Source organism: Halomicrobium sp. HArcht1-1 (assembly GCF_058933285.1).
Genome location: NZ_JBZYDL010000001.1, coordinates 1,346,800 through 1,365,360 on the forward strand (window position 1 = coordinate 1,346,800; position 18,561 = coordinate 1,365,360).

At 66.7% G+C, this 18,561-nt stretch carries 17 protein-coding genes; 9 read left to right on the forward strand and 8 right to left on the reverse strand.

Annotated elements, in window-relative coordinates:
* Nucleotides 1-167: 167 nt before the first annotated feature.
* Nucleotides 168-2,117 (forward strand): hypothetical protein, encoded by a 1,950-nt coding sequence (locus AC5FRZ_RS07185; protein ID WP_493564247.1) that lies wholly within the window; start codon nucleotides 168-170, stop codon nucleotides 2,115-2,117.
* Nucleotides 2,118-2,248: 131 nt separating this feature from the next.
* Complete coding sequence (locus tag AC5FRZ_RS07190) at nucleotides 2,249-3,649, forward strand: right-handed parallel beta-helix repeat-containing protein (protein WP_493564248.1); 1,401 nt, start codon at nucleotides 2,249-2,251, stop codon at nucleotides 3,647-3,649.
* A 90-nt stretch (nucleotides 3,650-3,739) separates the two neighbouring features.
* Here the strand turns inward: AC5FRZ_RS07190 and AC5FRZ_RS07195 are convergent, their stop codons facing one another.
* The 5 genes from AC5FRZ_RS07195 to AC5FRZ_RS07215 are packed head-to-tail and all read right to left on the reverse strand — an operon-like array spanning nucleotide 3,740 to nucleotide 9,754.
* Nucleotides 3,740-4,681 (reverse strand): DUF1616 domain-containing protein, encoded by a 942-nt coding sequence (locus tag AC5FRZ_RS07195; protein WP_493564249.1) that lies wholly within the window; start codon nucleotides 4,679-4,681, stop codon nucleotides 3,740-3,742.
* 29 nt (nucleotides 4,682-4,710) lie between these two features.
* Nucleotides 4,711-6,636 (reverse strand): glycosyltransferase family protein, encoded by a 1,926-nt coding sequence (locus AC5FRZ_RS07200; RefSeq protein ID WP_493564250.1) that lies wholly within the window; start codon nucleotides 6,634-6,636, stop codon nucleotides 4,711-4,713.
* Nucleotides 6,629-7,567 (reverse strand): glycosyltransferase, encoded by a 939-nt coding sequence (locus AC5FRZ_RS07205; protein ID WP_170094033.1) that lies wholly within the window; start codon nucleotides 7,565-7,567, stop codon nucleotides 6,629-6,631. Before AC5FRZ_RS07205 ends, AC5FRZ_RS07200 begins: the two co-directional genes overlap by 8 nt.
* Nucleotides 7,560-8,618 carry a non-hydrolyzing UDP-N-acetylglucosamine 2-epimerase gene (gene wecB / locus AC5FRZ_RS07210; protein ID WP_372479162.1) on the reverse strand — a complete coding sequence of 353 codons (1,059 nt, stop codon included), beginning with the start codon at nucleotides 8,616-8,618 and terminating at the stop codon, nucleotides 7,560-7,562. Before wecB ends, AC5FRZ_RS07205 begins: the two co-directional genes overlap by 8 nt.
* Complete coding sequence (locus AC5FRZ_RS07215) at nucleotides 8,615-9,754, reverse strand: DUF354 domain-containing protein (protein WP_493564251.1); 1,140 nt, start codon at nucleotides 9,752-9,754, stop codon at nucleotides 8,615-8,617. Before AC5FRZ_RS07215 ends, wecB begins: the two co-directional genes overlap by 4 nt.
* A 480-nt stretch (nucleotides 9,755-10,234) precedes the next feature.
* Between AC5FRZ_RS07215 and AC5FRZ_RS07220 the strand changes: the two genes are divergently transcribed.
* From AC5FRZ_RS07220 to AC5FRZ_RS07235, 4 genes are all read left to right on the forward strand, one after another.
* A complete protein-coding gene (locus AC5FRZ_RS07220; RefSeq protein ID WP_170094036.1) occupies nucleotides 10,235-10,561 on the forward strand; it encodes a DUF7344 domain-containing protein in 327 nt (108 codons plus the stop codon).
* 266 nt (nucleotides 10,562-10,827) lie between these two features.
* A complete protein-coding gene (locus AC5FRZ_RS07225) occupies nucleotides 10,828-11,130 on the forward strand; it encodes a HalOD1 output domain-containing protein (protein ID WP_170094037.1) in 303 nt (100 codons plus the stop codon).
* Between the two features lie 180 nt (nucleotides 11,131-11,310).
* Nucleotides 11,311-12,042, forward strand: coding sequence for a TrmB family transcriptional regulator (locus tag AC5FRZ_RS07230; RefSeq protein ID WP_493564252.1), 732 nt, complete (start codon nucleotides 11,311-11,313; stop codon nucleotides 12,040-12,042).
* A gap of 75 nt (nucleotides 12,043-12,117) precedes the next feature.
* Complete coding sequence (locus tag AC5FRZ_RS07235; protein WP_170094039.1) at nucleotides 12,118-12,285, forward strand: DUF7511 domain-containing protein; 168 nt, start codon at nucleotides 12,118-12,120, stop codon at nucleotides 12,283-12,285.
* 179 nt (nucleotides 12,286-12,464) lie between these two features.
* On the opposite strand, the gene AC5FRZ_RS07240 is transcribed toward AC5FRZ_RS07235, so the two are convergent.
* Both AC5FRZ_RS07240 and AC5FRZ_RS07245 read right to left on the reverse strand, forming a co-directional pair.
* The gene (locus AC5FRZ_RS07240) at nucleotides 12,465-13,085 is read right to left on the reverse strand and encodes a DUF7344 domain-containing protein (protein ID WP_493564253.1); all 621 of its coding nucleotides are present in this window, start codon (nucleotides 13,083-13,085) and stop codon (nucleotides 12,465-12,467) included.
* Between the two features lie 440 nt (nucleotides 13,086-13,525).
* Nucleotides 13,526-14,893: a nucleotide sugar dehydrogenase gene (locus tag AC5FRZ_RS07245; RefSeq protein ID WP_493564254.1), complete on the reverse strand. Its 1,368-nt coding sequence runs from the start codon at nucleotides 14,891-14,893 to the stop codon at nucleotides 13,526-13,528.
* A 404-nt stretch (nucleotides 14,894-15,297) separates the two neighbouring features.
* Between AC5FRZ_RS07245 and AC5FRZ_RS07250 the strand changes: the two genes are divergently transcribed.
* Nucleotides 15,298-15,807, forward strand: coding sequence for a DUF7344 domain-containing protein (locus AC5FRZ_RS07250; protein ID WP_170094042.1), 510 nt, complete (start codon nucleotides 15,298-15,300; stop codon nucleotides 15,805-15,807).
* A gap of 620 nt (nucleotides 15,808-16,427) precedes the next feature.
* On the opposite strand, the gene AC5FRZ_RS07255 is transcribed toward AC5FRZ_RS07250, so the two are convergent.
* Nucleotides 16,428-16,706: a winged helix-turn-helix domain-containing protein gene (locus AC5FRZ_RS07255; protein ID WP_026190368.1), complete on the reverse strand. Its 279-nt coding sequence runs from the start codon at nucleotides 16,704-16,706 to the stop codon at nucleotides 16,428-16,430.
* A 380-nt stretch (nucleotides 16,707-17,086) separates the two neighbouring features.
* Here AC5FRZ_RS07255 and AC5FRZ_RS07260 point away from each other — a divergent pair, with 380 nt between their 5' ends.
* Together AC5FRZ_RS07260 and AC5FRZ_RS07265 are read left to right on the forward strand one after the other, a co-directional pair.
* Nucleotides 17,087-17,638 carry a metal-dependent hydrolase gene (locus AC5FRZ_RS07260; RefSeq protein ID WP_493564255.1) on the forward strand — a complete coding sequence of 184 codons (552 nt, stop codon included), beginning with the start codon at nucleotides 17,087-17,089 and terminating at the stop codon, nucleotides 17,636-17,638.
* A 96-nt stretch (nucleotides 17,639-17,734) separates the two neighbouring features.
* On the forward strand, nucleotides 17,735-18,148 hold the full coding sequence (locus tag AC5FRZ_RS07265) for a DUF7344 domain-containing protein (RefSeq protein WP_170094044.1): 414 nt from the start codon (nucleotides 17,735-17,737) through the stop codon (nucleotides 18,146-18,148).
* Nucleotides 18,149-18,561: the final 413 nt, after the last annotated feature.

Consider the following 18,561-nt stretch of genomic DNA (forward strand, 5'->3'; position numbering starts at 1 on the left):
GGTGACCGACTCCGCGTCCGAACGCCGCTCCGACTTCGAAACGGCCGTTCTTACCGGTAGCCGCAACCAACCTGCCGGTAACAGCCGTCTATCGCGATCGTATCCGGCGGCTATCGGTGGGCAAAACAGTCAGAACGCTTAGGTGTGTAATCACTCGCTACTCGTACATGGCTGATGAACAGTCTGACCGTACCGACAGTAAGACGACGCTACTGGACCGCCGCGACGCGCTGAAAGTGCTCGGGGGCACCGCGCTCGTCGGGATGAGCGTCGGGTCCGCGACCGGACAGAGCGAGACCGAGTCGTTCGTCATCGACGCCAGCGAGGCGACGTGGAGCTACGTGATCGAGACGACCGGCGACGTGACACGCGTCCCGACCGACGGCGAGGTCGACGACAGCATCTCCGACGGGACGATCCAGGGCACCGTCTCCTCGGGTCTCGCCGCCTACGAGCTGACGGGCGACGTGACGGCGCTGACGATGGACGGCCCGTCGACGTTCTCCTTCGGCCCCGACGCCGGGGGCCAGCTCAAGGAGCGCCACGAGATCGCGATCTCCTCGCCGACGGAAGTCGCCTACGAGCTGACGACCACCGGCGAGATCACGAAGCTCACGGACGTGGGCAAACTGTCCGCCGAGACCGAGAACGACGTGATCACCCAGAACGACGACGGGACGTACACCGTCACCGGCTACACGGGCAACGGCTACGGCGACTCCTACGAGTTCCTGGGCAGCGTCGTCGCCTTCTCGCCGAAAGACGCCGACGCGAACGTCACGCTCGACGGGGACTCGATCTCCCCGTACGATCTCGTCGGCGAGGACGAGCCCAGCCAGACGCTGGCGGTCGTCTCACAGACGGAGGTCTCCTACGAGTTCACCGTCGACGGCTCCGTCGAGAAGGTCCTCGACGCCGGCCGGAACTCCGCCGAGACGGAGAACGACGTGATCGCCGAGAACGACGACGGCACGTACGCCGTCGCCGGCTACACGGGCAACGGCTACGGTGACTCCTACGAGATCACGGGCGAGGTGAGCGACTTCGCCCCGGTCGATGGCGACTACACGCTGTACCTGGACGGTGACCAGATCGCGCTCTCGGAGCTGACCGGCCAGGAGTCGACGGACGAGTCCACGGACTCGACCGAGGACGGCTCCGACGACTCGACGGAATCGACGAGTCCGGTGATCGGCGGCGGTGACGGCTACGCGGACGCCGTCGAGCCGACGCAGGCGACCGTCACCGTCGACTCGGTGTCAGAGCTGGTCGACGCACTGGGCAGTGCCGCCAGTGGTGACGTGGTCTACGTCGACGGGAGCGCCGAACTCGACCTCGGTTCGCGGGACATCACCGTCCCGGCCGGCGTCACGCTGGCGAGTGACCGGGGGGTCGACGGGGCTGCCGGTGGCCACCTCTACACCACGTCGGTCATGTGGCCCCTGGTCTACGTCTCGGGGGGCGCTCGCGTCACCGGACTGCGCGTCAGCGGCCCGAGCTACTCCTACCGCGAGTACGACGCCGACGCGGTCGACATGGGTCTGCGGGTCACTGGCAGCGGCGTCGAGATCGACAACAACGAGATCTGGGGGTTCACCCACGCGGCGGTCCGGCCGGCCGGCGACACGCACGTCCACCACAACCACATCCACCACAATCCGATGGACGGCCTGGGCTACGGGGTCAGCACCACGTCGGGCCAGCCGCTCATCGAGTACAACGAGTTCAACTACAACCGCCACAGCATCGCCAGCGGCGGCGGCAACGGCTACGTCGCCCGCTACAATTACTTCGGGTCCGCGGCAGTCGACCACGTGATGGACATGCACCGACCCGGCGGCACGACCATCGAGATCCACCACAACACCGTCGAGGCCGTCACGCACGTTCAGGACAGCGGCCGCACGGAGGCCGTCGCGATCCGGGGGACGCCGAGCGACGTGGCCGACATCCACGGCAACTGGTTCTACAACCCCAACGAGCCCAAGTCGACGCCGGAGGGGTGGGACGGCAGCGCGATCACGCAGGTCCACACCAGCAGCTGGCAGAACGTCGAGTTCCGGAACAACCACTACGGTAGCGACGAGCCAGCACCGGACATCGGCTGTCCACGATAGCGAGTCGCTCGCTTCGCGCTGGCGGCTCTCTTTTCGGGGAACGCGGGGGACACCCAGTCGAACCGGTACTCTCCGCTTACCGGCCCGTAAGAACTACCATTACAATGACGCCGGCCGGTCACGCTCCGCCTGTGTCACGAGATTCCCAGCCCCGCCGCTCTCGCCGTGCCTTCCTCGCGCTCACAGCGGCAGCCGTCGGCTCGCTCGCCGGCTGTCCGGGTGGTGGTCCAACGACGGAGACGCCGGTGCCGCCCGACGACGGGACCCGGACGCCGGGGGAGACGCCGGTCCAGACGACCGAGAGACAGTCCCGGTTCGACGAGGTGATCGACATCACCGAGGTCGGCGGTGCGGCCGACGGCTCGGAACCGATCACCGAGCTGCTGGCCGAACACGCGGCCGACGATACGCTGATCGAGTTCCCGGCCGGGACCTACGCGGTCGATCACGTCTCGCTGAACGGGCTCCGCAACGTCGGGCTCCGTGCGGTCGACGGAGCCGACGTGTCGCTCGTTCCGACCGCTCCCGCCAGCGAGCTGGGCACGACGCTCTTGCGACTGGTCGATCTCAAGCGGTTCCTCTTCGAGGGGATCGACCTCGACTTCCGAGCCGAGGGGTACGGCGGCATGATGTACGTACTGGGGACCGACGACTTCGCCGTCCGCGATGTCACGGTCAGGGGCCAGTACCCGACCGACGTGTCCGGGTTCCGGTTCGAGGCGGTCACGCCAGACAGCACCGCTCTCGTCGAGAACGTCCATCTCTCCGGTGGCTCGACCGACGACTCAGACTCCGTCGGGATCTACGTCGGCCACAACCACGCCGGGACCCTGACTGTCCGGGACTGCGTGGTGGAGAACTTCCCGAACAACGGCATCTACGCGTCGTCACCGGGCCGCCAGGACGGCCTCTCGGGCTCGAACGGACCCGTCCACGTCCGGGGCGGGCGCTACCGGAACAACAACATCGCCAACGTCAGACTCGGCTCGACCGGCTCGTCGGTCAAGCGCGCGACCGTCGTCGTCGACGAGGTGCCGCCGCGTCACACCAACGGGCTCGATCCCCGCGGGATCCGGATGCGAGCCCGCGAAGGACAGGTCGTCGAGGACTGCGAGGTCCGCATCGAGGGGCAGGTCCCGACGAGTTCCGGCGGGATCGTGCTCCACTCGGAGGCGGGCCAGGCGACGATCAGAGACTCGACGGTGACCGTCGACACCGACGGCGTCCCGGCGATCAACGCCCTCCGTCCCGCCGACAGCCAGCGGGGACCGGTCGTCGAGAACGTCACCATCAGCGGCCGCGCGGCGACCGAACACGCGATCGACATCACCAGGCGAAACGGCACACGCATCCGGGGCTCGCGGATCGAACAGACGGGGCCACGCCGCTCCGGGATCCGGTTCGAACAGTCGCGTGACTGTCTCATCGCCGACACGAACTTCGACGTGACGGGCGATCCGATCACCGCGATCGACTCCGAAGTCGTGCGACAGAACGTCTCGCTCGAACCGCCGGAAAAGCGATTCGAGTAGCGCGGCCCGGCGGCACTTCTCCGAGGCCGACACGTCCGAGAGCGGCGGCTGTCGTCGCGATCTTCGATCGCCGAAAAGAGTGTAGCCGCGTTACCCGATCCGGACGCGCAGCCAGCGAACTGCGTTCTCTCGGGACGGCTCCGCCGGTGGCTCCCCCTCGTAGAGGAGGTAGGTCAGTTCGAGCGGGCGGTCGCCGCGTTCGAGATCGAGTTCGTACGTCGCCGTCCCGGTCCCGCCGTCGCCGAGCGTGAGCGACGTGCGACCGAGGGTCCGCTCCTCGACGAGGCCGCGGTCGGTTGCGATGCCGGTCCGGGCGACGACGGTGTAGTTCGCGCCGGAACGTGCCGGGCTCTCGACGACCAGCTCGTGGACCGACTCGTTGCCGATCGTCTCGCCGGTCGCCATCACCTGCTCGCCGTCGGGCCCGTCGGTAGTGAGATAGAACTCCGTGACTCCCTGACCGCTGTCGTCCGTCGCGACGACGCCCCCGGCACCGACGGCGGCGACGCTCAACAGGACGGCGACGATCAGGAACACCTGCGTCTTCGGCCGTTCGGTCGTCCCCGCCAGCGCCCGGCGCAGCGGGGTCGTCACTTCGAATCGCTCTCCGGCCGGCAACCGCTCGCGTCTGACGAGCGCGATCACGCCCGCGGCGATCGTCACCGCGGCGACGGTGTCCAGGACGGGGACGAGCGTCAGCGACCAGACGGCCTCGACGGCGACGCCGACCAGCGGAACGACGAACAGGCTCAGTCCGACCGCGAGCGCGCCGCGCTCGATCGCAGTCGGGCTATCCACGGTCGTCCCGTTCTCTCGACGGGCCGCCGGATAGAGAGCCGCGACGACGGCGTACCCCGGTACGAACAGCAAGAGCGGGACCGCGAGGACGCCCCTCGCGGCGACTGGGAGCCCGAGCGGGAGCGAGAACAGGATCGCCCCCACGAGGGCCAGCAACACGACCGCTGCGACGTCGATCGACGACGCCAGTCGCGGCAGCGCGACCGGCGACGACTGGACAGTTCTGTCTGACATTGGGCTGGATTCCGAATCTCCGCGCATAGTTATGCTCCGTCTATCCCGTCGATCCCGGTACAGACGGTGACGTTGCTGTTCGCGTAGAGGCGGTGCATGTCCTCGCGACACACCTCCGAGGGGGCGAGTCGCCGCGTCTGTGACTCGTTGCCGACGAGGACTACCGGTGCGCCGGTCGACTGGTACTGCCGGTAGACGACGGTGTCGTGGTAGATATCGCCGTCCTCGACGGCCAGCATGTTGGCCGGCGTCGCGCCGCTGCGCTCGAACACCGTCCGATAGGGGTGATCGGTGTAGATCGGATCGGCCACTTCGGGCCGCGTCGCGCCGACCGTCTCGACGGCCGACAGCTCCGTCTCGTCGTAGGCGTAAGTCGAGTACTCCTGGTCGAAGACCGGGCTGTCCGGGGTCCCCTTGTGGTTGATCGCCATCGCACCGGGGACCACCAGCGCGAACACGAGCAGGCCGGTCATCGCCATCCGTGGCGAGAGCCGGCGCACCGCGAACCGGCAGCCAAGCGCCGCGAGCAGCGCCATCGGGACGTACATGAACGCGTACCAGCGGCCGGGCAGGAAGGTCGTGAAGCCAAACAGCGGGAGCCCGAAGGTAAACGTCGCCAGCACCACCGCGGCCGCGGCGTAGGTCACCGTCGCCGGAGTGGCGTTGCGTCGGCGGAAGACCGCGACGGTCCCGATCACGACCGCGAAAAACAGCGCGAAGAAGCCGAGCGCGTCCGCGAAGGCCACGTCGATCGGGACGCCCGCAGCGCTGCTGGCACCGCCCGCGCCGCTCGGATCCGGACCCGCGAGGTTGAGGAAGCCGACGGAGGTCGCGATCGCCCGGTCGACGGTGTCGAGCAACTCCAGGGCGAACACGCTGTCTCGGTACGGCGTGATCGACCAGAGCGCGGCCACGAAGGCGGTGACGAGCGCGAAGACGGGCCACAGCGATCCCGCGCGGTCGAAGTCGCCGGGCAGCACCGATCCCAGCGACCCTACCACGGCACCGACGCCAAGCACCACCAGCAGGATGAACGCCGAGATCTGGTGGGTCAGCGCGGTCGCGATCCCGAACGCCACGACGATCGCGTACGTGGCGCGTCTGGTGTCGCCAGCGAGGAGCCGCGTCGCTCCGGCCAGCGCTCCGAGGAAGAAGACCAGCCCCATGCTGGTCGGGATGATGTGGACGCCCCACCGGATCACGTGATCGGCCATCACGAACAGGCCCGCTGCCAGCAGCGCCCAGCGGCGGTCGAACAGCAGCGTCCCGATCGCGTACAACAGCAGCGTTGACAGCGGGAGCGCGAGTCCCATCGAGACGTACGTGGCCGCCCGCAGGCCGACACCGATGGCGTCGGCAGCGATCACCACCAGGACGTGAAAGAGCGGCGCGGTCCGGTACTTCACGTCGGCGATCGCCGACAGCGAGTCCGTCGCCTGGATGGCCGCCGCGTAGTCCGTGAGGTGCGTCCAGCTGTCGACGCCGATCAGTCCGGGCGTCGAGAGCAACGCGGTGAACCTGACGACGAGCGCCAGCGCGAGCAACTGGCCCAGCACGAGTCCGGGGCCGAGCGCGTCGTCGTCGAGAAACAGGATCTGTGCGAGGATCGCGGTCCCGACGAGCCCGCTGGCGAGCAGAAACGTCGTCGTCCGACCGCCGGCAGTCGCGCCAAACAGTGCGAGTCCGCCGATTCCAAGCGCCGTGAGGCCCGCGACGACACGCCCGTCAACGCCGACGCGTCGACGCTCGATCGCGCGCTCGTACTCGCCAGCACGGACGCGTCCGACGAGATACACCAGGCTTCCGAGGCCCAGCACCGGCGGGAGGACCTGGATGAACAGCTGTCCAGAGAGGAATCGAAGCGGGAAGAGGACGACCGCGACCGCGAGGCCGGCGATCCCCACGAGGAGATCCGGCTCCGCCGGGAGTCGCTCGCGAGGCGTCGCGCTAGCCATCGACGGTCACCCCCTGTGCGCCGGCTCGTCGATACACCGACGCGATGTTGCGGGCCATCTCCGACAACCCCAGAGCTGTGACCTGCTCGCGGCCCTCTGAGACCGGTGCGGCCCGGAGCGTCGCGACGAGTCGCTCGACGAGTTCGTCGTCGTCGGCACAGACCCCCGAGTAGTCGAGAGCCTCGACGTAGTTGGACACGTCTCCCACGTCGGTCGAGACGACGGGGCAGTTACACGCCAGTGCTTCTTTCACCGTGTTCGGTGACCCCTCGCGTCGAGAGGTCAGGAGCATCACGTCTGTTGCGTTCATGTATCGTGGTATCTCTCCGTGGTCGACGCCGCTCACCGTCCTGAGCGCGACGTGTGCATCGAGGCGCGACGCCGCGTCGTCGACGACCGCGCGGGCCCGTGGGAAGTCCTTGATCGGGCGCTCGGGGTCGTAGGGAAACAGGACGATCCGGGCGTTCTGATCCCACCCGAGTTCGTCGCGGGCGCTCGCCTGTGCGGTGGGGCTGAACCGCTCCATGTCGACGCCGTGGGGGATGACGTGGGCGTCTCGGTCGAGTTCGGTCGCCATCGCGTCGGACATGACGATCACTTCGTCACACCGGTTTGCACACCACGTCGACAGCCGTCCGTAGGCCCCCAGCAGGTCAGACCCCCACAGCGAGAGGACGACCGGGCGACGCCGCTGGGCGAGGGCGGCCGGCGCTGTCAGCCCGTAGTTGGCGTGGACGACGTCGTACTCCGACAGCGACTTGCGCAGCGTCGCCCCGTAGAAGCGCGCGTAGTGGCGCAACCGCCGGGTTCCGTCATCGCTGTTGGGGACTGCCACCGTATCACAGTTCAGCCCCAACTCTTCGAGGGCGTCGACCTGTTGTCTGTAGAACGACGCGTCTTCGTTGGTCACCAGCATGAGCACGTCACCCATCGGCGATCACCTCGACGACCCGCTCGGCCGCGTCACCGTCGCCGTAGGGGTGGCCCCTGTCGGTGGCGTCGACCGGCGTCGCCAGCGCGTCGCGGATCGCCGTCGTCCGTGCGCCGACGAGCCTGTTCCAGCCCTCCGAGACCGTCTCGTCCCACTCGGTCTCCTCGCGCAACGTCACGCAGGGCGTTTCGAGGAAGAACGCCTCTTTCTGGACGCCCCCGGAGTCGGTGACCACGCGGTCGGCGGCGTCGAGCAGGCGGACGAAATCGAGGTAGCCGACCGGGTCGATACAGTGCAGTTCGGACTGGATCGCCTCGAACAACTCCTGATCTCGGAGCGCGGCCGCCGTACGCGGGTGGACCGGAAAGACGACCGGCGCGGGGTGGGTCACCAGCGCCTCCACGATCGCGGTGAGGCGGTCGGGATCGTCCGTGTTGCGGGGCCGGTGTACCGTCGCGAGGACGAACGACTCGTCGAGTCCGAGCCGATCGAGGACGGTCGACTCGTCGCGCGCGATCCGCTCGGCCCAGCGGAGCGCGTCGTACATCACGTCGCCGGTCTCGTGGACCCGATCACCCAGCCCCTCCCGTTCGAGCGTCTCGGTCGCCGCCCGGCAGGGCGTACAGAGCACGTCGGCGACGTGATCCGTGACGATCCGGTTGGTCTCTTCGGGCATCGATCGCGTCCCGCTTCGCAGTCCAGCCTCGACGTGGGCGACCGTCACGTCGCGGTTGGCCCCGACGAGCGCTCCGGCGACCGTCGAGTTCGTGTCGCCGTACAGGAGGACCACGTCGGGCGCTTCCCTGGCGACGATGGGGTCCAGTCGTTCCATGATCCGTGCGGTCTGGACCGCGTGGGTGTGCGAGCCCACCCCGAGGTTGTAGTCGGGTTCGTCCAGATCCAGGTCGTCGAAGAACACCCCCGACAGCTCTTCGTCGTAGTGCTGGCCGGTGTGGACGAGCACCTCCTCGTGGTCGGGTGCGAGCGCACGCGAGACGGGGAAGGACTTGACGAACTGCGGACGCGCCCCGACGACGGTGAGGACCTTCATGTTCCCACCGCCACGAGCACGTCCCGGACGAACGAGGCCACGTCGATGGTCTCTGCGACGAACTCGCCCCGGCGGCGGTCCCAGTCGCCGTCGTCGTCCGCGAGCAGCGTCTCGATTCGGTCGTGGGCCTCCGACTCGTCGTCGGTCGAGAACACGAGCCCGTAGTCTGCGAGTCGCCGAAAGTTCGCCATGTCGTCGTCGCCCGCAAAGGAGTTACAGCGCACGGCCGGCGTCCCGAGCAACGCGGCCTCCGTCGCCATCGTCTGGGAGTCGCCGACGTACAGCCGGGCGAACGCCAGCAGGTGGTGGAGGTCGGCCGGCGCGACCGGGAGTCGGTACTGGTCGAACGGCGCGTCGAGTGGCTCTTCGGACGTGATGTACACCTCGCCGGCCTCCGCGAGTGTCTCGACGATCGCCTCCTTGCCGGCCCGCGAGAGGCCCCCCTCGCCCACGTCGTGCTGTGCGCCCCAGGAGACGAACCGGACCAGCGAGTAGTCGGCCGACGGGTCCACCCCGGCCGCCCTGACTACCTCCCGGTCGGGCTCGAACCGCTCGGGGTGGAGGTAGGCCAGTTCGTGGAGCCCCTCGTAGCGCACGTGGCGCGCGTCGATCTCCCCGTCGTACCACGCTGGCGTACAGACCACGTCGGCGAAGGGGAAGGCGAGGCGATTGGTCAGCGCCGCCGGCTCGCTGTCGGTCAGGACGACGCTCTTGGCTCCGAGAGCAGTCGCGACGTGGGCCGCCGCGACGCCGCCGATCGCGGTGACCACGTCGGGCTGGAAACGGCGCGCCGCCGCCAGCAAGCGCAGCTCGTACAGCGCCTGCACGCCGATCCGCTCCAGCGTCGACTGGCCCGAACCGGCGAGCACGCTGTGCTCGATGTCGAAGGCGGTCAGCAACTCGGTGGCAACGTCTTTCTCGCGCGTACAGACGCGCACCTCGTGCCCGTCGGCGGTCAACTCCTCGATGACGGGGCGATAGAAGTGGACGTGGGCGGGATGCTGAATCGTGATCAGGACCCGAAGCTGCTCGGTCTGTTCTGCTGGTGGCGTCCCCACCCCGTTCTGGTCGGGCGGGACGGTAGCGTTCTGTGGCGTGTCTGTGGCTGTCGCGGCCGAGGCGTGTCTCCGACGCATCACTCGGTGGTGACCGGGTGAGTGTTTTGTTATGGCCGACCTAAGCACCCAGTCCCCAGCAGCCGCCCACTACAGCGTTCGCGGGGACCTCGCCAGTTCTTCGGCGTCGTCGCCTCCGATCGCCGCTCCACTCCATGCGAGCGCGGGCGCGCGATGGAGAGCCAAGGACTGCTGTCGTCGGTCCGTCGTAACTCGCCGTCGACGAGCGCGGAAAATGGAAGCGGGGAAAGGGGAGTGGGGTGGGGTGGGGGGTGGGCAAGTGGCGACGAGTCGGGGGGACGGAGACAGCCACTGTGTGGGGGATTCGCTCCCCAGATACCACGTATCGGCCCAGGGGTATTGTTAGTCGATTCGTACTTCTCGGGCGGCGAAGTGACAGATTCGACTACCGGTGGTAAGACCGGTGAAACGCTCGTCCGTGCGAAATCGTGACAGTAAGATAATACATAACCTTCCGTGTCCGGTCGGCACCTCTCACCGATGACCGAACACGAATCGCTGCCGACCGACGCCTCGGACGACAAGCCAGACCACGTGCTCCGACTGCTCGCCTCGGAGACGCGGCGTGCAGCACTCCGGGAACTCCGTTCGGAGCCGTCTCGATCGCTCGACGCCCTCGCGGACGCCGTCGCCGACAGCGAGGAAGTCTCGGTCGAGTCCACGGAGCGACTCTGTCACCGCCTCCATCACTGTCACCTCCCTCGCCTCGAAACGGCCGGCGTCTGTCGGTACGATCCCGACGAGTCGCGGGTCGACTACGTCGGCGACGAGACCGTCGAAGCCGTGCTCTCGCTGCTGGAGGAGTGATCGCTCGGCCGTCGGGAGACATCGGCTGTCACGCGAGGGTCCACAAGAGTTACGTCTGTACAATCCAACCTCCTGTCACGTATGCAGTTCGCTCTCGTCTCTTCGCCTGCACGTCTGTGTCGTCCGGACGCGACATCGCCGTCCAGTTCGAGCAGCCGGGCATCGTGCGACAACGTCTCGTTGCGACACCGCGCCCTCCGCCGCGTCCCGCCTGCCGGAGCAGCTACCGCCACCGTCGACGGTTCGAGGACGGTGAGACAAAACAGATGAACGGCGACCTCGTCGTCGAGTACGACGAAGAGTTCGATCGCCACGTCGTCGAGGTCGACGCCGACGACGATCGGTCGACCAGCGAAGTGGTCGTCTACGCGATGTCGGAAGTGTCGGGTGAGGAACCGACAGCACTGCGACCGCTGGGGACGGTGATCGATCCGGACGCGCTGGACACGATCTTCGATAGATGTCCCGACGACGATCGGGGAGACGCCCACATCTCCTTCGAGTACGAAGGGTACGAGGTGACGGTGTTCAGCCACGGCCGCATGACGATCACCGAGCCCCGGTCCTGATCTGTCCGAGATTCCCGATACGGGCTCGCTCGTGTGTGTCACTCGCCAAATCACGAAGAGTACTTACGGGGCCGACGGCTACCATCTGTGCGTATCAGATGCGGTTCTCTTCAACTGACGGCCGGGGCGTGTCGGCCGATACTGTCCGTACCGGTGGGTACCGTGATGGGACGACGAGGCATGACAGCGAACACTGACGACGCCAGGCGGCGGGCGATCGACAAGCTCGAAGGCCTCGGGCTGAGTGCGTACGCCGCACGCACGTTCGTCGCGCTCGTCGAACTCGGGAGCGGCACGGCGAAGTCGATCAGCGCCACTGTGGATGTCCCGCGCACGCGGGTGTACGACGCCGCCGACGAACTGTCCGAGTGGGGGCTCGTCGAGATCGAGTCGGCGACCCCGCGCCGATTTCACGCGGTCTCGATCGAGCACGCGCTGTTCGTGCTGGGGACCGAGTACACCGACCGGATCGACGACGTGACGGCGGCACTGGAGGCCGTCGGCTCGACGGAGTCGTCGCTGTCGCGGGACGACCTCTGGCTGTCGAGCGATCCGGCGGCGATCACGGAGCGAACGAGTGCGGTCGTTGCCGACGCCCAGGAGTCGGTGTTGCTGGCGACGACCGACGACCGGCGGGCCGAGCCACTCGCGGACGCCCTCGTCACAGCTGCAAAGCGCGGCGTCGAGGTCCGTGCGATCGGTGTCGACGACCGATTCGACGAGAGCCCGGTCACCGTCGTGGACGACGACCGACCGTGGAACCCGGCCGTGTTGCCCCTCTCGACGGTGCTGCTCGCCGACGGCGAGGACGCCGTGGTGACGTTCCAGTCAGAGGAGTCACTGGCCTTCTGGAGCCGCGGCGAGTCGAACAATCTGCTCGTCCTCCTGCGGACGTTGCTGGGGATCGAGTAGCGAGGACAGTCACCGGCTTACTCCGCGAAGGCCCACAATAACCAAACCCCTCCTCACGGACAGCGTGAACGAACCATGCCGTCAGTGACCGAGCGGACGACTGCGGGGACGGAGTACAGGGCGATCGTCGAACGATACGACGCGCGGCCGAACCAGTGTACGATCTTCCGGGCGACAGACGAGCACGCCGCCTGGATCACGGCCGACGAAGCGACCTACGTCGATCTGGCCCTGGTTCGGTAGCACGCCTTCTCGCGGACCGTCACCGTACCCGAGCACCGTGCGTTCGGCGTTCGTACTGTCGACTGTCACTGCTTCAGGAGTGCCGCGACGCCCGGGTCGCGAGAGTCGTCCAAGACGGACAGCCGACAGTCGCAACCGCTCGCGCAGAAAACCGAGCCCGGTCCCGCCGACCGGCTGTCCTAGACTGTGCTCTGCTCGTCGGTCTGTCGGTCGGCGTACTCGTTGGCGATCGCACAGCAGGCGAACGCGACGAGTACGACCGGGACGACGACGCCGACGCTGACGGCCGGGACGATCAGTGCGAGGCCGTACAGGGCCGTGCCGCCGGCAGCGAGCCCCGCGTAGTACCGGGGCCAGGGACGGTCCTCGTCGTCGCCGATGTCGAGGAACTCTTCGAGCTGGTCGGCGTTCGGTCCGAGACTGATCGTCCCCCGGTTCTGATCGAACGCCACGACGTTCATGTCGTCCATCTTTGGCAGATGGCACTGGTAGAGGCCGACGTAGACGCGCTTGCGCTCGCTCGACGAGATCGCCTGGACGGTCGTGTCGTTCTCGATGGCGGCGATGTGCTCGGCGAGGTCGCTCAGCGAGACCGTCTCGTCGTCGGCCGCTTCGAGGTACCGCAACACCTCGCGGCGACGCTGGTTTTTCAGTAGCTCGAACACCCGATCGACCGGTAACGCTGCCGGCTCGTCCGCCGTCACCTCGTCCCCTTCCTGCTGGGCTGACTCCGTCATTTCGTTCGTGTCGCCGACCGATCCACCCTCCGTCTGTGTTGACTCATCGCGCGTTGCACTCATAGTAGTCTCCCAGTGTTCGCTGATTCATGTTCGTGACCTCAGTTGATCGTCCATTACCGGCTTGTGTCTGTGTCTGTTTCCTCGGTGACCCCGTACCGGTGACGCGACGCCAGCACCCACCACGGATCCTGGCCTCGGTCCAGTGGACATATACTCACACCAGCGGGAGGCTTTTAATTGTTTCCTATACTTAACTTCCATCCTGAATGTTACCCCAGCTATAATATTTGTCAAGCAGACTATTATAGCCGGCAGCCGGCGGTTACTCCGACTAATCGTACGCGTAATCCGATTTTACGGCCGAAATACAGGTCTTTGAAAGTATATTGTTATTTTCGGAAAATAATAAATGGCGCTCTTCGAATCGCGCTGTTGGCCGCCACCGCCTCGCCGTCCGTACGTCCCGTGGTCGCGAAGGGTACCGGGGACGGCCGACAGTATCAGTCGGAGGTCGCGGGCCCGCTCCCGATCGTGTACACCTCGCCGGCCGTCGCCGGGTCCGTCAGTGCGTCTCGACCGTCGACCACGACCGGATCGGTGAGTCGGTCCCAGGGCACGTCGTCGAACGCGTCGTGGGCCGTCACCAGCACGAGCGCGTCCGGGTCGATCGCCGGGAGGTCCGACAGCGTCGCCGGCCGCCCGGGGAAGGCCGCGAGGTCGCTGCACACCGGATCGACGGTGTACACGTCGGCACCGGCCGCCGACAGCGCGGCGGTGATCGTCCAGGCCGGCGACGCCCGCGTCTCGTCGATCCCCGGCCGGTAGGTGACACCGAGGACGGCGACGCTCGCGTCTCCGATCTCCGTGCCGGCGTCGACGAGCTGTTCGACGGTCTTGTGGACGGTGAACTCCTCCATCCGCTCGTTGACCTGGCGAGCCGTCTCCAGCAGCGGTGTCGACGTCTCGACGGTGTCGATGACGAAGTGGGGGTAGTAGGGGATACAGTGCCCGCCGACGCCGGCACCGGGATCGTGGATCTCACAGTACGGCTGGGTGTTGGCCGCCTCGATCGCTTCGCGCACGTCGATCGCGAGCTCGTCGGCCAGCCGTCCCAGCTCGTTGGCCAGCGCGATGTTGACGTCCCGGTAGAGCCCTTCGAACAGCTTGACGCACTCGGCAGTCGTCGGATCGCTCACGGGGATGACCTCGTTGCTCGTGAGCTCGCCGTACACCAGTTTCGCGACGCGCGTGCTCTCTTCGTCGACGCCACCGACGATCTTCGGGTAGCTGCCGGTGATGTCTTCGAGCGCGCGCCCGCTGGCGGTCCGCTCCGGACAGAACGCGAGCGCGAACTCGTCGGGGGCCAGCCCGCTCTTCTCGACGAGTCGTGGCAGTAGCACGTCGACGCACGTGCGCGGGGGGAGCGTCGATTCGAGGAACACCGCGTCGCCCGGTGCCAGTCCGGCAGCCACGTCGTCGACGACCGACTCGACCGCGGACAGATCTGGAGTGTCCGTGTCGTCGAGCAGCGTCGGGACGATGACGACGTGCAGCGCCGCCGACTCGGCGGCGTCGACCCCGTCGGTGGTGGCACGCAGCGACTCCGTTTCGACGGCCGTCTCGACGGCGGTGTCCAGTCCCGGTTCGTCCTCGACCGGGGACCGGCCGTCGTTGATCGCGTTCACGACGGCGCTGTCGATGTCGACACCGGTCACGTTCCCCGACCGGTCGGCGAACACCGCCGCGAGGGGGAGTCCCATCTTGCCGAGACCGTAGACTGCGACCGGAACAGCGCCGTCTCTGAAGGCCCGTCGCTGCTCGTCGGCCGGACGGTCACTGCCGTACAGCCGACTCAGTGTCGTGCTCATCCGTCGATTCCTCCGTCCGGCGTGGCCGGTCCGTGATCTGTCGTCACCATCTGGTTTGCCCGTCCGACGTGAGCGACATTGTTACGAACACCATTGCCCGGACGTACGACCGCGTTATGGCTCGCGTGATCGGTCCCGTCGTCGTGGCGGCGTGGCTCGCTCGAACGTGACGCATCCGGAATCATTTCCGGCGCGATTCGTCGCCGGGTGGCGGCTCCGCGCCCGTCGTGTCGGCTGTCTGGAACTGCGATCCCACCGCGTCGCCGATCGGTAATCCGACCGTAGCGACTGTCCAGCCGGCGAGTTCACCGAGTAACCTCACTGTTACTAAACTATGGGCGAGGGTCATATGTGCTGTATCGATTGTATATGCCGGACGCTGCGGGACAATCCGAAAACGTTCGATGTTCAGCAACAACGATGAACTCTCACAAGACACGGTGTTCGACGTGCTTAGCAGCGCGCGGCGGCGGGAAACGATCGCGATCTTACGGGAGGAGGAGACCCCGATCGAGCTGACGACGCTGGCGGAGATCGTGGCCGCCCGAGAGAACGACACGACCGTCGAGGAGCTCTCCTCCCAGGACCGCAAGCGCGTGTACGTCTCCCTCTACCAGACTCACGTGCCGAAGCTCGTCGACGTCGGGATCGTCGAACACGACTCCGACACCGGCGAGGTGTGGCTCACGTCCCAGGCCAGCGCGATCGAGCCGTATCTGCACAACCCCGAACAGTCCAGACGGTGGCACCGGTATTACCTGGTCGTGGCGGTCGTCGGTGGACTGGCGTTTCTGGCCACGTCGTTCGGCGTGCTCCCGTTCGTCTCGGGAGCGCTCCTCGGCCAGATTCTCGTTCTGGCGTTCGTTCTCCTCGCGGGTGCGCAGTTTCTCCTCGCGTGGCAGCACCGCCTCTGACCCGCCGTCTGGGACCGTCCGTTGCGCGTCGTACCGCCGGCCGTCTCGTCGTGTCGCAGTTTCCAGTCCGGTGTCCCGGCGCTCACCGACCGACGGCCGACAGCGTCGCCGGCTCGACGCTGCGGCTGGCGGTCGCTGTCAGTCGTGTGAAATCGGGTATGAGAATGAAGGTGGTCAGTCGTCGGTGCCCGAGTCTGGTAGCAGCTGTTCCGGTGTCCGTTCGTAGACCGGCGTCTCTGCGAACTCTGTGATCCGTTCCATTTCGCGCTCCGAGATGTGCTGAACCATCGCCAGTGTCTGGGTCGTACGATCCTATAGTAATTGAGTCCGTAGCGAGTTCCCCGCCGACGGAAGCGACGAGTTACCGCACGGAAGTCCCAGCGTTCTCGGGCCGTCGGGGGCGACCAGCGCCTTCGAGACGGTTCTGACACTGTCGGCTCTCCTGATACTACCGGCTGTAAATCTGTGAACGATTTCGCCACTCCGGGGTGGCGAAGATCCTCACGAAGTTACAGCCGGCAGTATGAGAGACCGTCGCGACCTTCGGGGTCGCGGATAGCCCGAGCCAGCCCACACGGTAGCGCTGCTGCCCGTGGCTCGTCGGCGAGCGCCGACGGGCGCTACACCATGTTCTCGGCTTCGATCGTCTGCCAGACCCGGTCGCCTTCCTCCGTGAGGCCGTAGACGCGACCCTTCTTGCGCTCGTCGGAGACGAGCAGATCGACCAGTTCGTTCTCTCGGAGCTCCTGGAGCGCCCGCGAGACGTGGGCCAGGCCCACGCTGGCGTCGTCGGCGATGTTCGACGGTGTCGACGGTCCCTCGTCGAGGCGACGCATCGCGGCGACCCTGTAGCGCGAGCTGATGACGAAACTCACGTCGTCCCAGTCGGGGTCGGTCATGACCGTCTCGCCCCCGATCGGTCCGTCGCGCCACTGGGTGACGGCACGCGACAGCGTCCGGTAGTACTGTGGAGTATCACTGTCGCTATAAGCGAGTCGAGTCGGACATAAAGACAGTCGGTCGTTAATCCCGTTCACGCTCAGTAAGCGGGTCTTTCTCGCGTGCTCTCCTCTACCGACAGTCAGCAGGCGGTCCGTATGCAGTGGTCGGTCGCCCAACGACCGCCTTCGCATATGGCGTCCATAACAATACCACTCGGTTTCCGACCATCGGTCGTGACTTCCAGACGTGTTCGAACCCGTTCAGAGATCGTTATCGACCGTGCGGGGCGTATCGAGGCCGGAGTACGAGCGACGCGACGAACGACCGACGCCACCTGATGTGGCCCTGGGAACACCTCGCCTGTGGCTACGTCGCCCTCTCGGTGCTGTCTCGTCTCCTCGACGGCGATCGGCCCACGGGCCCACAGACCGTCGCCGTCGCGGTCGGGACGCAGTTTCCGGACCTGGTCGACAAACCGCTGGGCTGGGGGACGACGCTGCTGCCCTCGGGGATCTCGCTGGCCCACTCGCTGCTGGTCGCCGTCCCGCTGTCGGCCGCCGTCGTCGCCGTCGCGCGCGCGGCCGGCCACGGACGGGTCGGCTGGGCGTTCGCGATCGGCTACCTCGCTCACCTGCCCGGCGACGTCGTCTATCCGATGGCACTGGGCGGGCCGCCCCGGCTGGCCTTCCTGCTGTGGCCCCTCACGGAGACCGTCGCGTCCGCGCCGGTCTCGATCACCGGCCACGTCTGGGACCTCCTCGCTCAGTTCGTCGCCCTGCTGGCCACGCCCGCGGGACGAGTGTACGTCGTCCTCGAACTCCTCCTGGTGGGTGGGGCGATCGTCGCATGGGTGCTGGACGGAACGCCCATCCTACCCGACGCCCGGTAGCAGTGGTCTACCGACGAGTGTCACCGGTGTCGTTCGACGCGAACTGGCCACTACACCGAAAGAACCCACAAAAGCGCACGGGAGATACTGTATAGCATGGGTGCCGAGCATCACGACGACCAGTTAGCTGCTGTGGAACTCGACGACGAGCTGTCCTCGTCGTCGGTGACCGAGACGACGGTCTCCGTCGACGACCTCTTCGACGTCCTCGCACGTCCCGCAAACCGGTACGCCTTGACGTATCTCCTGCGGGACGAGGGGCCGGTCTACGCACACGAACTGGTCGAATACATCATCGACGAAACCGATCCGCCCGAGGGCCTCTCGGAGCGGGAGTATCGTGGTCAGATCGATTCGCGACTGCTCCACGTCTCGCTGCCCAAACTCGAAGACGTGGGACTGATCGAGTTCGACGATCGCCGCCAGCGAATCTCCGAGACCGACGAGACGCCGGCCGTACTACCGTATCTCCGCTTCGCGCTCGTCCAGCAGCGAAGTCACGACGACTGATACGACCGGCTGTACATCTGTGACCGATTTCGCCACCCCGGGGTGGCGAAGCTCTTCACGAAGATACAGCCGGCAGTATGATACGGATCGCTGTCGCCGTTTTTCCGGTCGAGCGTACGGCGTCCGACCGAACTATAGTAGCCATCGAAAGTCAATGTACACCCGATCGCACGACAGCAGTGCGATCGGTGTGTGAACTGTTTCAATTGTTACTATCGGGACGGGCTCGGGAGACGACGGGGCCACGACCGCCCCCCGACAGTGATCGCCGATGCCACGAGCGACGCCTCGTCGCTCGTTTCGAGGCCGACGACGGTCGTTCCGCCGAGACAGGAGATCCCTTACGGATTCATCACGCGGCTAACCAGAGCGGTCCGATCCTATCATCTCTATAACAAAGGCGTCTGTCGCGG

Bases quoted from the DNA above. Each gene is read 5' to 3' on its own strand.
- AC5FRZ_RS07185 (WP_493564247.1), top strand. From the start codon at position 168: ATGGCTGATGAACAGTCTGACCGTACCGACAGTAAGACGACGCTACTG.
- AC5FRZ_RS07195 (WP_493564249.1), bottom strand. From the start codon at position 4,681: ATGTCAGACAGAACTGTCCAGTCGTCGCCGGTCGCGCTGCCGCGACTG.
- AC5FRZ_RS07200 (WP_493564250.1), bottom strand. From the start codon at position 6,636: ATGGCTAGCGCGACGCCTCGCGAGCGACTCCCGGCGGAGCCGGATCTC.
- AC5FRZ_RS07205 (WP_170094033.1), bottom strand. From the start codon at position 7,567: ATGGGTGACGTGCTCATGCTGGTGACCAACGAAGACGCGTCGTTCTAC.
- wecB (WP_372479162.1), bottom strand. From the start codon at position 8,618: ATGAAGGTCCTCACCGTCGTCGGGGCGCGTCCGCAGTTCGTCAAGTCC.
- AC5FRZ_RS07215 (WP_493564251.1), bottom strand. From the start codon at position 9,754: ATGCGTCGGAGACACGCCTCGGCCGCGACAGCCACAGACACGCCACAG.
- AC5FRZ_RS07220 (WP_170094036.1), top strand. From the start codon at position 10,235: ATGACCGAACACGAATCGCTGCCGACCGACGCCTCGGACGACAAGCCA.
- AC5FRZ_RS07225 (WP_170094037.1), top strand. From the start codon at position 10,828: ATGAACGGCGACCTCGTCGTCGAGTACGACGAAGAGTTCGATCGCCAC.
- AC5FRZ_RS07230 (WP_493564252.1), top strand. From the start codon at position 11,311: ATGACAGCGAACACTGACGACGCCAGGCGGCGGGCGATCGACAAGCTC.
- AC5FRZ_RS07235 (WP_170094039.1), top strand. From the start codon at position 12,118: ATGCCGTCAGTGACCGAGCGGACGACTGCGGGGACGGAGTACAGGGCG.
- AC5FRZ_RS07240 (WP_493564253.1), bottom strand. From the start codon at position 13,085: ATGAGTGCAACGCGCGATGAGTCAACACAGACGGAGGGTGGATCGGTC.
- AC5FRZ_RS07245 (WP_493564254.1), bottom strand. From the start codon at position 14,893: ATGAGCACGACACTGAGTCGGCTGTACGGCAGTGACCGTCCGGCCGAC.
- AC5FRZ_RS07250 (WP_170094042.1), top strand. From the start codon at position 15,298: ATGTTCAGCAACAACGATGAACTCTCACAAGACACGGTGTTCGACGTG.
- AC5FRZ_RS07255 (WP_026190368.1), bottom strand. From the start codon at position 16,706: ATGACCGACCCCGACTGGGACGACGTGAGTTTCGTCATCAGCTCGCGC.
- AC5FRZ_RS07260 (WP_493564255.1), top strand. From the start codon at position 17,087: ATGTGGCCCTGGGAACACCTCGCCTGTGGCTACGTCGCCCTCTCGGTG.
- AC5FRZ_RS07265 (WP_170094044.1), top strand. From the start codon at position 17,735: ATGGGTGCCGAGCATCACGACGACCAGTTAGCTGCTGTGGAACTCGAC.